Here is a 12,307-nt window from a genome sequence, read left to right as displayed (position 1 = left end):
TCGGTGAGGATCAGCGGGCGGGTTTCGGGCACGACGGGTGGGCCCCGGCGGTGACCAGATCGGACACGGCGCTGCGCGGGTCACCGCTGGTGACCAGGCCCTCCCCGACGAGCACCGCATCGGCGCCGGCGCCGGCGTAGGCGAGCAGATCGGCGGTGCCCCGGACGCCGGACTCGGCGACCCGGATCACGTTCGACGGCAGCCCCGGTGCGATCCGCGCAAAGCAGTCGCGGTCCACCTCGAGGGTCTTGAGGTCACGGGCGTTCACGCCGATGACGGTGGCCCCGGCCTGCAGCGCCCGGTCGGCCTCCTCCTCGGTGTGCACCTCCACCAGTGCAGTCATCCCGAGGGATTCGGTGCGGTCGAGCATCGACTCCAGGGCCTTCTGCTCCAGCGCCGCCACGATCAGCAGCAGCATGTCCGCACCGTGCGCACGGGCCTCGTGGATCTGGTACGGCCCGACGATGAAATCCTTGCGCAGCACCGGGATCGACACCGCGGCACGCACATTGTCCAGGTCGTCGAGCGAGCCGTGGAAACGGCGTTCCTCGGTCAGCACGCTGATGACGCGCGCGCCGCCGTCCTCGTAGGCGCGCGCCAGCTCTGCCGGATCTGCAATCGACGCCAGCTCACCTCGTGACGGGCTGGCACGCTTGACTTCGGCGATCACAACGATGCCGGGCGCTCGGAGTGCGGCCAACACGTCAAGTGGTGGCCGTGCATCCTTGGCCCGCTGCTTGATATCGGCGAAGCTCACGGCAGCTTCACGGGTGGCAACGTCGGCGCGGACTCCCTCGATGATGGAGTCGAGCACGGTTGCCGAACTCATTGGCCATCGTCCTTTACCGTCGGCCGGGTTCCCCCCGGAAGGGTCCACATCGACCCCGCTTGATGTCATGAGGTTAGTCGGCTGCGCCACACCATCCGTCACCGACCCTTCTTGTCCGGATCGGTGCCCGGTTCCGGCGGGCCCGGCTCACTGGTGGGATCGCTGCCTTCGTCCAGCGCATCCCACATCATCCGCTCGGTCATGTCATCGGCGCTCGCGCCGTCGGCCGTCTCGGACCGCACCGCGTCACGGCGGGCCGCCGGGTTGGCGTAGCGGGTGGCGCCGGGCCGCGCCGTCGCCGCCGCGCGCATCAGTAAACCGGCCGCGACCAGCGCAATCACCGCCGCCACCACCGCGATGCCGGCGCCCCAGTAGAAGCGTTGGGAGCCCACCAGCGCCGAGACCGGCACCTCGGCGAGGTTCGCGCCGCGGACCGCCACATCGTGCAACACCCACTGGCTGATGCCCAGATAGGCGATCCCGGCCCCGGTCACCGCCACCAGGACGGCCACCGCCCGCAGCAGCGCGCCGCGTACCGCCAGCGCGGCGACCGCGGCGGCCAGCAGCACCAGCGCGAGCGGGACCAGCGCCGTGGACCACTCCGCACCAGACAGCGTCGAGGTCTTGGGCTGCCCGAGGCCGTCGAACGTGCTGACCTCCACCCACGGCAGGCGCGAGGCCAGCCACAGCGCCAGTGCACCGACAACCAGGAGGGCCTGCGCGATCCTGATCATGGCGTCGGGGACTGCGGTTGGGTGAGCGTCTCGGCGGCCGCGATCGCGCTCAGCACGGCCTTGGCCTTGTTGGCGGACTCGTTGTACTCGTAGGGCCCCTTGGAATCGGCCACGACTCCCCCGCCGGCCTGGACGTAGGCGGTGCCGTCGCGCAGCAGCGCCGTCCGGATGGCGATGGCGAAGTCGGCGTTGCCCGCGAAGTCCAGGTAGCCCAGCACGCCGCCGTAGAGGCCGCGCCGGGTCAGTTCGACCTCTTCGATGAGTTCCATGGCGCGGACCTTGGGCGCCCCGGACAGCGTGCCGGCCGGGAAGCAGGCCGTGACGGCGTCCAGCGCGGTCTTGTCGCCGGCCAGGTGGCCGGTCACCGTGGAGACCAGGTGCATGACGTGGCTGTAGCGCTCGATGTGGCTGTAGTCCTCCACCCGCACGGTGCCCGGCTCGCAGACCCGGCCGAGATCGTTGCGGCCGAGGTCGACGAGCATCAGATGCTCGGCGCGTTCCTTCTCGTCGGCCAGCAGCTCCTTCTCCAGGAGCAGGTCCTCCTCCTCGGTGTCCCCGCGCCAACGGGTCCCCGCGATCGGATGGGTGGTGGCCTTGCCGTCCTTCACCGTGACCAATGCCTCGGGACTGGAACCGACGACGGAGAAGTCGAGTCCGCCGTCGCCGTCCGGGACGTTGAGCAGATACATGTACGGGCTCGGGTTGGTGGCCCGCAGCATCCGGTAGACGTCCAGCGGGTCGGCCGACGTGCTCACCTCGAAGCGCTGCGACGGCACCACCTGGAACGCCTCACCGGCTTCGATGTCGCCGACCAGCTTGTCCACGATCGCGCTGTATTCCTCGACGGTGCGTTGCGCCCGGAACTGCGGCTGCGGACGGCTGAAGGTGGCCACCGCCGACGGTAGCGCCTCGCTGAGCGCGGCGGTCATCACGTCGAGCCGGGCCACCGCGTCGTCGTAGGCCTCGTCCACCCGCTCGTCGGTGCCGTTCCAGTTCACCGCGTTCGCGATCAGGGTGATGGTGCCCTCGTGATGGTCCACGGCGGCGATATCGGTGGCCAGCAGCAACAGCATGTCCGGCAGGCCCAGGTCGTCGACGGCGAGTTCGGGAAGACGCTCCAGCCGGCGCACCATGTCGTAGGCGAAGAACCCGACCAGCCCCGAGGACAGCGGCGGAAGTCCGGGCAGCGCGGCGGTGGCCAGCAGATCCAGGGTGCTGCGCAGCGCGCCGAGCGGGTCACCGCCGGACGGCGCGTCCTGGGGGGTGCTGCCCAGCCACACCGCTTGGCCGTCGCGGACGGTCAGCGCCGACGGCGCGCCGGCCCCGATGAACGACCACCGCGACCAGGACCGGCCGTTCTCCGCGGACTCCAGCAGAAAGGTGCCGGGGCGGTTGGCGGCCAGCTTGCGGTACGCCGACAGCGGTGTCTCGCTGTCGGCGAGCACCTTACGGGTCACCGGGACCACCCGATGCCCGGCGGCGAGCTCCCGAAAGACCTCACGAGTCGTGGTGACGGCCAGCGTGGCGGACGGCGAAGGTGGTTGCACGGGGTCAATCTTCCCAGACGGCCGTCAGTCGCTCGGCGTAGCGTATGCAGCCGTGACGCTCATCAAGACCGGTGACCGGGCTGCCGAGTTCGAACTGCCCGATCAGACCGGCACCCGCCGCAGCCTGACCGCGTTGCTCGCCGACGGTCCGGTGGTGCTGTTCTTCTATCCCGCGGCCATGACGCCCGGCTGCACCAAGGAGGCCTGTCACTTCCGCGATCTGGCCGCCGAGTTCGCCGCCGTGGGCGCATCCCGGGTGGGGATCAGCACCGACGCGGTGGACAAGCAGGCCAAGTTCGCCGACCAGCAGGGCTTCGACTACCCGCTGCTCTCGGATGCCGACGGCGCCGTGGCCACCGCGTTCGGGGTCAAGCGCGGACTGCTCGGGAAGTTCATGCCGGTGAAGCGGACGACGTTCGTGATCGACACCGACCGCACCGTGCTCGAGGTGATCTCCAGCGAGTTCAGCATGGACACCCATGCCGACAAGGCGCTCGAGGTGCTGCGGGCCCGCGCCCGGTGACACCGGTACTGGAGATCTGCGACGTCACCTTCCGTCGCGACGGCAAGCAGATCATCGACGGCATCTCACTGACGGTGCAGGCCGGGGAGCATTGGGCGCTGCTCGGACCCAACGGTGCCGGAAAGAGCACCCTGCTGGGGTTCTGTGCGGCCGTGACGTTTCCCAGCAGCGGCACGGTGCGCATCCTGGGCGCGCAGATGGGGCGCACCGACCTGACGGTGCTGCGCCGTTCCATCGGGCACGTCAATCCCCGGCACCGGTTGCAGTACCCGCTGACGGTCCGGGAGGTGGTGCTGACCGGGTTCACCGCCACCGTCGACACCGCGGCGCACTGGACGCCCAGCCCCGAACAGCGCCGCCGGGCCGACGAGTTGGTCGACACCGTCGGGCTCTCGGCGCGCGCGGACGCGGTGTGGCCGACGCTGTCGCACGGCGAGCGGGGCCGGGCGTTGATCGCCCGGGCGCTGATCGCCGAGCCCAAGCTGCTGCTGCTCGACGAGCCCAGCACCGGACTGGACGTGGCCGCCCGCGAGCAGTTGCTGGAAACCATTGACACGCTGGATGTTACGCATCCGGAGATGGCGTCGGTCCTGGTGACGCACCACCTGGAGGAACTGCCCACCAGCACCACGCATGCGCTGCTGATCGGTGAGGGCCGCACGGTGGCCGCCGGTGACGCGCGCACGACGGTGACCACCGAGAACGTCACCGAGGCGTTCCGGCACCCGGTGACGGTGGGGTTCTCCGACGGTCGGTGGAGCGCCCGGGCAAAAGCCAGCTCGCGGGTGATCTAACCCTCGGGTGCGCTGTTGCGCCGGCGCCGGGCCTCGCGGTGCCGGGTGACCGGTGTGGTCTCGATGACCCGGTTGACCATGATCTCCAGGAATCGGGCCGGCTGTAGCTGCGGCGGCACCACGTCATGCCGGATGGCGATGTCCGGCAGGGCGGCCAGCGCCGCGTCGACTGCGGCGGTGGCGACATCGACGATCTCGAAAAGTGTGTCGGGTTCCGCCTTTTCGACGCTGTCGACTTCCTCGCCGGCGGCCTCGGTGAGGTCGGCGTCATAGTCGATCATCACCAGTGCCACGGCGTGGTAGGCGTCGTCCTCGGTGCCGAGCTTGCCGAGCAGGTCGATCAGCCACTCGGCCTTGTCGGGCTCCGAGGACAGGATCGTCGAGCGCAGCCCGTAGACGAAGCCGAGCGCGGCCATCGGATGCCTCAGTCGCAGATTCTTGGCGTCGCCGTAGCTTTCCTCGACCCGGTTGGCGGCGTTCTTGCCGAAGCTGGAGTCCATCCGTTTGGTGCTGATCAGCAATTCGGGCCCGGTGTCCCAGTCCGACATGACCACGTCGACCTGCTTCATGTAGTGCTTGCCGAGCACGCTGGCGCTGGAACCGGCGACCCCCTTCATCGACCGGCGCAACCGCTGCTCGATGAGCAGGCGCTCCTTCTGCGGGAGCGCCTCGAGCAGGGCGGCGATGGCGCTGGGCATGATCCGCGGATCGGTGGGGCGCGGCCACACCGCATCGGCGTCGAATCCCGCCCGGCGCAGTTCGTAGGACATCCACACGTCCAGGGCCAGCGCCGGTACACCGGTGGTCGAGGGTGCGTCCAGGTACAGCGGCACCCCCAGCAGCTTGCGCAGCACCCGGAAGTCGGGCTGGAAGGTCGGGGTGTCGCCGATCTTCACCCAGGGGTTGGTATGAATCCCGCCGGGCGCGGCGTCGGCGACGATCCGGTCGAAGATGGCCCACGCGGTGGCTTTCGTCGAGGGCTCAGCGGGCACGCCGAGACCTTACCGCCCTTCTGGAGGCCAGTGAATGACGCGCCGCCTGAACCGATTCCAGATCGGCGTTCAGGGCCAGTGCGTCGTCGACGGCGTCGACCGCATCCAGCAACCGGCCCTTGCCCAGCAGCGCGGCCACGGTGCGCCGCACGGCCCGCAGTTCGTCCGCCCGTTCGGCGATCAGTTCCGGGCTGGGCACCAGCCAGCGATCCGCTTCGCGCGGTTCGATCTTGAGCACCCCGCCGCCGTAGGCGCGGCCGACCATCTCGGCGTGCAGCAGGGTCACCGAGTTCAGTGCGGCCAACGGCAACAGGTCCCGGCCCAGGGTGGCGAACTCCGAGCGCAGGTACACCCCGTGCACCGAGTTCAGGTGATGCGCCCCGGCCCGGTTGGTGACCAGCCGTGGCGTGTCGGCGTTCATACAGGTGAGCAGCAGGTCGGCCGGTGCGACCAATGGCACCAGATACCAGGGGGTGCGGACCCGGCATTTGTAGGCCAGATGCACCCCGGCGGCGTGGCCCGCCTCGACGTAGCGCTGCGCGGCCGCCGACAGTCGCCCGGTGGGCCGGAACAGGTGCACCGACTTCCCGTCGGCGCCGAGGCTCGCCAACTGCCCCGGCGACAGGGTCAGCCCGCGAAGGTGCCCGCTGCCGGGTGGGGACAGCGTCAGCAGATCCGCGGAGCGCAACCCGAGTTCGGACACCCGGGCCGGGGACAACGCGAAGAAGCCGTTGTTGCCGGTCACCATGCCCAAGGTGGTGTCACCCCAGTGCTCCAGGGTGCTGAACCGGCCGCCGTCATGCAGGGTCTGCAACTCGTCGACCGCGCGGCTGCCGATCAGCCCGCTCACCCATTTGTCCGAGGGATCGACCGGCGACCAATGACGTTGCACCAGTTCGGAAGTCAGCGACTCGGCGTTGCGGGCACGGTGGATGACGGCATGCCCGGACGGCCCGGCGCCGAATCCGTCGGCCAGCAGCAGCACCACATCGGCCTCGGCCCCGGGGAACACCTGCTCGTCGAACATCACCAATTCGACGCTGGCGAACCGGTCGAACAGGAATTTGCGTACCGCCGCGGCGTAGTTGACGCTGAGCAGCTCGGCCGGCAGCACCAGCGCCATCCGGCCGCCGGGGCGCAGGAACAGCGCGGCGTGCACGGTGAAGGCCGCCCAGCTGGAGGCCAGCGCGGACAGGGTGACCCCGGCGTGCAGCGCCGCCCGCCGGGACTGCGCCCGCTGCTTACCGCGGAATTCCTGGTAGCGGATGTAGGGCGGGTTGCCCAGCACCGCGGTGTAGCCGGGTTCGGGGGTGATGTCGAAGAAGTCCGCGGTGCGGATCCGGGCCTTGCCGCCGGCCTGGGCGACCCGGCGCCGCGCCGTGGCGGCGCTGGCCGGGTGGATCTCCACCCCGTCGAGGGCGGGCGCCTCGGCCCCGAGTTCGCGCAGCCGTTCGGTGGCCGCGACCAGGAAGGCGGCATCGCCGGCGGACGGCTCGAGGACCGCGTCCGCACTGCTGCGGATCGCCCAGTCGGCCAGGTACCGGGTGATCTGCGGTGGGGTGAAGAACGCGCCGCGCGCCTTGCGGGCCGCGGCGGTGTCGGGCGCCCGGTCGTCGTTCTTCACCAGGTCATTGTGGCCGACGGTACCGACAAGTCCCGGCACCGCATCGCCGGGGCGAGCGAAGCGACGAGGAACGGGTACGTGCTCAGTCGTCGGCCGGCAGCAGCAGATCGGCGTCGAAGCAGGTGTGATCGCCGGTGTGGCAGGCCCCGCCGACCTGATCGACCACCAGCAGCACACAGTCGCCGTCGCAGTCCAGGCGCACCGAATGCACGTGCTGGGTGTGCCCGGAGGTGGCGCCCTTGATCCACTGTTCACCCCGGGACCGCGAGAAGTAGGTCGCCTCACGGGTTTCCAGGGTGCGGGCCAGCGCGTCGTCGTCCATCCAGGCGACCATCAGCACGTCACCGGTGCCGTGTTCCTGTACCACCGCGGTGAACAGGCCGGCCTCGTTGCGCTTGAGGCGCGAAGCGATCGCGGGATCGAGGCTCATCGGACCTCACCTGGATTCGCCCTCTTCGCTGCGCTCATCGGACCTCACCTGGATTCGCCCTCTTCGCTGCGCTCATCGGACCTCACCTGGATTCGCCCTCTTCGCTGCGCTCATCGGACCTCGATCCCCTCGGCAGCCATGGCGGCCTTCACCTCACCGATCGTGAGCTCACCGAAGTGGAACACGCTGGCGGCGAGCACCGCATCGGCTCCGGCCTTCACCGCGGGGGCGAAGTCGCCCACCGCGCCCGCGCCGCCGCTGGCGATCACCGGCACCGTCACCGCCTCGCGCACCGCGTGCAGCATCGGTAGGTCGAAACCGGCCTTGGTGCCGTCGGCGTCCATCGAGTTCAGCAGGATCTCCCCCACCCCGAGTTCGGCTCCGCGGCGGGCCCATTCGACCGCGTCGATGCCGGTGCCGCGGCGCCCGCCGTGGGTGGTGACCTCCCAGCCCGACGGGGTCGGGGCGGATCCCTCGGGCACCGTGCGGGCATCCACACTCAACACGATGCACTGCGAGCCGAACTGACGCGACAGCTCGGCGAGCAGTTCCGGACGGGCGATCGCCGCGGTGTTGACCGAGACCTTGTCGGCGCCGGCCCGCAACAGGACGTCCACATCGGCGACCGAACGCACCCCGCCGCCGACCGTCAACGGGATGAACACCTGCTCGGCGGTGCGGCGCACCACGTCGAGCATGGTGCTGCGACCCGACGACGAGGCGGTGACATCCAGGAAGGTCAACTCGTCGGCGCCCGCGGCGTCATAGGCGGCCGCCAGTTCGACAGGGTCGCCGGCGTCCCTGAGATTCTCGAAGTTGACACCCTTGACCACCCGGCCGTCATCGACGTCCAGGCACGGGATGACCCGAACCGCTACACCCATGTCAGTAATCCTCCGGGGAACCGGCGGCGGCCACCAATTCGAGTATCTGCTCGTGGATGCCGGGAGCGGCCGCCAGCGCCGATTTCGATTCCGGGGTCCAGTCGGCACCGGACAGGTCGGTGACGATGCCACCGGCGGCGCGCACCAGCGTCACGCCCGCGGCGTGATCCCAGATGTGGTGGCCGAAACTGATCGCGCCACCGAGGATCCCGGCCGCGACATACGCCAGGTCGACACCGGTGGCACCGTGCATGCGGATGCGGGAGGACACCCGGCTCAGATTGGCCAGCACCTCGGCCCGGTAGCGGCCCGGGAAGCGTCCGCGCGAGTCGATGTTGAACGTCTGGATTCCGATGATCGAATCCGCGAGCGTGGTGGTGTGCTTGAGCGCCGGCAACTCGGTCCCGTTGTCGCGCACCGGGCCGCCGACGGCCGCGATGTAGCGGTTACCGGTGAACGGCAGCCAGGTCAGCCCGCCGACCGGCTTACCGTCGGCCAGCAGCCCGAGCAGGATCGCCGCCATCGGCGAGCCGGCCGCATAGTTGAAGGTGCCGTCGATCGGGTCGAGCACCCAGACCAGTTCGGAATCGATGGGGGCACCCCCGAATTCCTCACCGTGCACACCGATACCGGTCCGCTCGGTGAGCGCGGCCACCACCTGACGTTCGATGGCGAGGTCCACTTCGGTGGCGAAGTCGTTGCCCTGCTTGCGGACTGCGGAGTCGGCCCGGTGCCCGGCGACGAAGGGACCCGACGCGTCGTCGAGGACATCTGCGGCGGTCGCCAGCAGCGCCGCGAGCTTCCCGGGCTCGATCATCAGCCGGCGACCGCGCTGAGCGCCTCGGGCAGCGTGAAACGCCCGGCGTAGAGCGCCTTACCGACGATCGCTCCCTCGACGCCGCGCTCGGTCAGCGTGGCGATGGCGCGCAGGTCGTCCAGGCTGGACACCCCGCCGGAGGCGATCACCGGGGCGTCGGTGCGATCGGTGACCGCGCCGAGCAGTTCCAGGTTCGGGCCGTTGAGCGTGCCGTCCTTGCTCACATCGGTGACCACGAAGCGTGAACAGCCTTCGCCGACAAGCCGATCGAGCACCGGCCACAGGTCGCCACCGTCGGTCTCCCAGCCGCGTCCACGCAGGCGGTAGTCCCCGTTCTCCAGCTTCACGTCCAGGCCGACGGCCACCTTGTCGCCGTGCTCGGCGATCGCCGCGGCACACCACTGCGGGTTCTCCAGCGCCGCGGTTCCGAGGTTCACCCTCCGGCAGCCGGTGGCCAGCGCGGCCCGCAGCGACTCGTCGTCGCGGATACCGCCGGACAGTTCCACCGCGACGTCGAGCTGCCCGACCACCTCGGCGAGCAGTTCGCGGTTGGAGCCACGGCCGAACGCCGCATCCAGGTCGACCAGATGGATCCATTCGGCGCCGTCGCGCTGCCAGCCCAGGGCCGCATCCAGTGCCGAGCCGTACTCGGTTTCACTGCCTGCCACACCCTGAACCAGGCGCACGGCGCGGCCCTCGACGACATCGACTGCGGGAAGAAGAATCAGAGACACGTGCGATTACCTTACTTGCCTCGTCAGCCGAGGCTCTCGACCCAATTGCGCAGCAGCGTCGCGCCCGCGTCGCCGCTCTTCTCGGGATGGAATTGAGTGGCCGACAGCGGCCCGTTCTCCACTGCGGCCAGAAACGGCACCTCGTGGGTGGCCCAGGTCAGCAGCGCGTCCGGGTCGCCCTGCCAGGTCTGGGCCGCGTAGGAGTGCACGAAGTAGAACCGGGTATCGGCGTCGAGGCCGCGGAACAGCGTGCTGTCCTTCGGCGCGTCGACGACGTTCCAGCCCATGTGCGGGATCACCGGCGCGTCGAGTCGGGTCACCGCGCCGGGCCACTGACCGCAGCCGTCGGTCTCGACGCCGAACTCCACACCGCGGCTGAACATGATCTGCATACCCACACAGACACCGAGTACCGGGCGGCCCGCCGCGAGTCGCTTGGCGATGATCTGCTCGCCATCGATGTCGCGCAGGCCCGCCATACACGCCTGGTAGGCGCCGACCCCGGGCACCACCAGACCGTCGGCCTCGAAGGCCTCCGCGGCGTCGGCGGTGACGGTGACCTCGGCGCCCACCCGTTCCACGGCGCGTTGCGCCGAGCGCAGATTGCCGGACCCGTAATCCAGGACGACGACCTTGGAACTCACAGAACGCCCTTGGTGGACGGCACGCCGGACACCCGCGGGTCGGGTTCGACCGCTTGGCGCAGCGCGCGGGCGACCGCCTTGTACTCGGCCTCGGTGATGTGGTGCGGATCGCGCCCGTACAGGGTCCGCACGTGCAGGGAGATCCGCGCATTGAACGCCAGCGACTCGAAGACGTGCCGGTTGATCACGGTGTGGTAGGGCACCGACGATCCCTGGATGGTGAACTCCACCATGTAGTCCGGTTCACCGGTGTGCACGAAGTACGGCCGGCCCGACACGTCCACGGCGGCGTGCGCGAGCGTCTCGTCCATCGGGATGAAGGCGTCCCCGAACCGGCGGATGCCCTTCTTGTCCCCCAGCGCCTCGCCGAGCGCCTGGCCGAGCACGATCGCGGTGTCCTCGACGGTGTGATGGCCCTCGATGTCGACATCGCCCTTGGCGTGCACGGTGAGATCGAAACTGGCGTGGCTGCCCAGGGCGGTCAGCATGTGATCGAAGAACGGGACCCCGGTGTCGATGTCGACCTGACCGGTGCCGTCGAGGTCGATCTCCACGACGATGTCGGATTCGCGGGTCTTGCGTTCGACTCTTGCGCGACGCGTCATGACGAGGCTCCTTGTGGGGCTTGTTGTTTCGAGGCTTCGCTGCCGCCGAGGACGCCCGACGCGGCGATCTTGGCGCTCACGTCGAGCAGTACATCGTTCTCGTCGGCCAGCCCGACGGTGGTGCGCAGGAATCCGGGGATGCCGACGTCACGGACCAGTACCCCGGCGTCGAGGTAGCTCTGCCAGACCGCGGGAGCGTCGGCGAATCCGCCGAAGAGCACGAAGTTCGCATCGCTGGGGATCACCCGGAAACCCATCTCGGTCAGCGCCGCGGTGATGCGTTCGCGTTCGGCGATCAGCGTCGCGACGCTGCCCAGTGTGTCGTCGGCGTGCCGCAACGCGGCCCGGGCGGCGGCCTGGGTCAGCGAGGACAGGTGATAGGGCAACCGGACCAGTAGCAGCGCGTCGATCACGGCCGGATCGGCGACCAGGTAGCCGAGTCGGCCGCCGGCGAACGCGAACGCCTTGCTCATGGTGCGGGTGACGATGAGCTTGGCCGGATACTCGCCGATCAGCGTCACCGCGCTGGGCTGCGACGAGAACTCGCCGTAGGCCTCGTCCACGATCACCATGCCGGTGGCCGCGTCGAGCACCCGGCGTAGATCCTGCAGCGAAATGCTCTGGCCGGACGGGTTGTTCGGGCTGGCCAGGAAAACCACATCGGGTGTCTTGGCGGTGACGGCGGCGACCGCGGCGTCCACGTCCAGCGAGAAGTCCTCGCTGCGGGCGGCTTCCAGCCATTCGGTCTGGGTGCCGTCGGAGATGATCGGGTGCATCGAATACGACGGCACGAAACCGATGGCGCTGCGCCCCGGCCCACCGAACGCCTGCAGCAACTGCTGCAGGATCTCGTTGGACCCGTTTGCGGCCCACACGTTCTCGACGGTCACCTCGACGCCGGTCTGGCCGGTCAGATAGGCGGCCAGATCGGTACGCAGGGCCACCGCGTCCCGGTCGGGATAGCGGTGCAACTCGCCCGCCGCGTCGCGCACCGACGCCGCCACATCCTCGATGAGCGCCGCGGTCGGCGGGTGCGGGTTCTCGTTGGTGTTCAGCCGCACCGGCACCGCCAGTTGGGGCGCCCCGTACGGGGACTTGCCGCGCAGGTTCTCCCGCAGCGGCAGGTCTGCCAGGGTGATCTTCGCCATTG

The 12,307-nt window shown here is 69.7% G+C and carries 14 protein-coding genes; 2 read left to right on the top strand and 12 right to left on the bottom strand.

The genetic code is table 11. The features are described from left to right. Window positions 1-10: 10 nt before the first annotated feature. The 3 genes from trpC to K0O62_RS14210 form a co-directional block, all read right to left on the bottom strand. Window positions 11-829: an indole-3-glycerol phosphate synthase TrpC gene (gene trpC, locus K0O62_RS14220; protein ID WP_220045460.1), complete on the bottom strand. Its 819-nt coding sequence runs from the start codon at window positions 827-829 to the stop codon at window positions 11-13. A 98-nt stretch (window positions 830-927) separates the two neighbouring features. Beyond that, complete coding sequence (locus K0O62_RS14215; protein WP_073854941.1) at window positions 928-1,563, bottom strand: TIGR02234 family membrane protein; 636 nt, start codon at window positions 1,561-1,563, stop codon at window positions 928-930. Then, the gene (locus K0O62_RS14210) at window positions 1,560-3,110 is read right to left on the bottom strand and encodes an anthranilate synthase component I (RefSeq protein WP_073854939.1); all 1,551 of its coding nucleotides are present in this window, start codon (window positions 3,108-3,110) and stop codon (window positions 1,560-1,562) included. The genes K0O62_RS14215 and K0O62_RS14210 overlap by 4 nt, the downstream gene beginning before the upstream one ends. Before the next feature lie 52 nt (window positions 3,111-3,162). Between K0O62_RS14210 and K0O62_RS14205 the strand changes: the two genes are divergently transcribed. Together K0O62_RS14205 and K0O62_RS14200 are read left to right on the top strand one after the other, a co-directional pair. Beyond that, on the top strand, window positions 3,163-3,633 hold the full coding sequence (locus tag K0O62_RS14205) for a peroxiredoxin (RefSeq protein WP_073854937.1): 471 nt from the start codon (window positions 3,163-3,165) through the stop codon (window positions 3,631-3,633). Beyond that, window positions 3,630-4,427, top strand: a complete 798-nt coding sequence (locus K0O62_RS14200; protein WP_073854935.1) for an ABC transporter ATP-binding protein — start codon at window positions 3,630-3,632, stop codon at window positions 4,425-4,427. Before K0O62_RS14205 ends, K0O62_RS14200 begins: the two co-directional genes overlap by 4 nt. On the opposite strand, the gene K0O62_RS14195 is transcribed toward K0O62_RS14200, so the two are convergent. The 9 genes from K0O62_RS14195 to K0O62_RS14155 all read right to left on the bottom strand — a co-directional run bounded on the left by K0O62_RS14195 (window position 4,424) and on the right by K0O62_RS14155 (window position 12,305). Further along, complete coding sequence (locus tag K0O62_RS14195) at window positions 4,424-5,419, bottom strand: hypothetical protein (protein ID WP_073854933.1); 996 nt, start codon at window positions 5,417-5,419, stop codon at window positions 4,424-4,426. The two genes, K0O62_RS14200 and K0O62_RS14195, sit on opposite strands and share 4 nt — an antisense overlap. Then, window positions 5,409-7,046: an HsdM family class I SAM-dependent methyltransferase gene (locus K0O62_RS14190; RefSeq protein ID WP_073855304.1), complete on the bottom strand. Its 1,638-nt coding sequence runs from the start codon at window positions 7,044-7,046 to the stop codon at window positions 5,409-5,411. The genes K0O62_RS14195 and K0O62_RS14190 overlap by 11 nt, the downstream gene beginning before the upstream one ends. Before the next feature lie 79 nt (window positions 7,047-7,125). Continuing rightward, a complete protein-coding gene (gene hisI / locus K0O62_RS14185; protein ID WP_073854931.1) occupies window positions 7,126-7,473 on the bottom strand; it encodes a phosphoribosyl-AMP cyclohydrolase in 348 nt (115 codons plus the stop codon). A gap of 110 nt (window positions 7,474-7,583) precedes the next feature. Continuing rightward, a complete protein-coding gene (gene hisF / locus K0O62_RS14180; RefSeq protein WP_073854929.1) occupies window positions 7,584-8,357 on the bottom strand; it encodes an imidazole glycerol phosphate synthase subunit HisF in 774 nt (257 codons plus the stop codon). A 1-nt stretch (window position 8,358) separates the two neighbouring features. Next, entirely contained in the window at window positions 8,359-9,174 is an 816-nt protein-coding gene (locus tag K0O62_RS14175; RefSeq protein ID WP_073854927.1) for an inositol monophosphatase family protein, read from the bottom strand. After that, complete coding sequence (priA, locus tag K0O62_RS14170) at window positions 9,174-9,908, bottom strand: bifunctional 1-(5-phosphoribosyl)-5-((5-phosphoribosylamino)methylideneamino)imidazole-4-carboxamide isomerase/phosphoribosylanthranilate isomerase PriA (RefSeq protein WP_073854925.1); 735 nt, start codon at window positions 9,906-9,908, stop codon at window positions 9,174-9,176. Before priA ends, K0O62_RS14175 begins: the two co-directional genes overlap by 1 nt. Before the next feature lie 23 nt (window positions 9,909-9,931). Then, complete coding sequence (hisH, locus tag K0O62_RS14165; RefSeq protein WP_073854923.1) at window positions 9,932-10,552, bottom strand: imidazole glycerol phosphate synthase subunit HisH; 621 nt, start codon at window positions 10,550-10,552, stop codon at window positions 9,932-9,934. After that, window positions 10,549-11,157 carry an imidazoleglycerol-phosphate dehydratase HisB gene (hisB, locus tag K0O62_RS14160; RefSeq protein ID WP_073854921.1) on the bottom strand — a complete coding sequence of 203 codons (609 nt, stop codon included), beginning with the start codon at window positions 11,155-11,157 and terminating at the stop codon, window positions 10,549-10,551. Before hisB ends, hisH begins: the two co-directional genes overlap by 4 nt. Continuing rightward, a complete protein-coding gene (locus tag K0O62_RS14155) occupies window positions 11,154-12,305 on the bottom strand; it encodes a histidinol-phosphate transaminase (protein ID WP_073854919.1) in 1,152 nt (383 codons plus the stop codon). The genes hisB and K0O62_RS14155 overlap by 4 nt, the downstream gene beginning before the upstream one ends. Window positions 12,306-12,307 lie beyond the last annotated feature (2 nt).

Source organism: Mycolicibacterium diernhoferi (genome assembly GCF_019456655.1).
GTDB lineage: Bacteria > Actinomycetota > Actinomycetes > Mycobacteriales > Mycobacteriaceae > Mycobacterium > Mycobacterium diernhoferi.
This window is presented reverse-complemented; position numbering and strand designations above follow the sequence as displayed.

Bases quoted from the DNA above. Each gene is read 5' to 3' on its own strand.
- hisF (WP_073854929.1), bottom strand. From the start codon at position 8,357: ATGGGTGTAGCGGTTCGGGTCATCCCGTGCCTGGACGTCGATGACGGC.
- K0O62_RS14215 (WP_073854941.1), bottom strand. From the start codon at position 1,563: ATGATCAGGATCGCGCAGGCCCTCCTGGTTGTCGGTGCACTGGCGCTG.
- K0O62_RS14155 (WP_073854919.1), bottom strand. From the start codon at position 12,305: ATGGCGAAGATCACCCTGGCAGACCTGCCGCTGCGGGAGAACCTGCGC.
- hisB (WP_073854921.1), bottom strand. From the start codon at position 11,157: ATGACGCGTCGCGCAAGAGTCGAACGCAAGACCCGCGAATCCGACATC.
- hisI (WP_073854931.1), bottom strand. From the start codon at position 7,473: ATGAGCCTCGATCCCGCGATCGCTTCGCGCCTCAAGCGCAACGAGGCC.
- trpC (WP_220045460.1), bottom strand. From the start codon at position 829: ATGAGTTCGGCAACCGTGCTCGACTCCATCATCGAGGGAGTCCGCGCC.
- K0O62_RS14175 (WP_073854927.1), bottom strand. From the start codon at position 9,174: ATGATCGAGCCCGGGAAGCTCGCGGCGCTGCTGGCGACCGCCGCAGAT.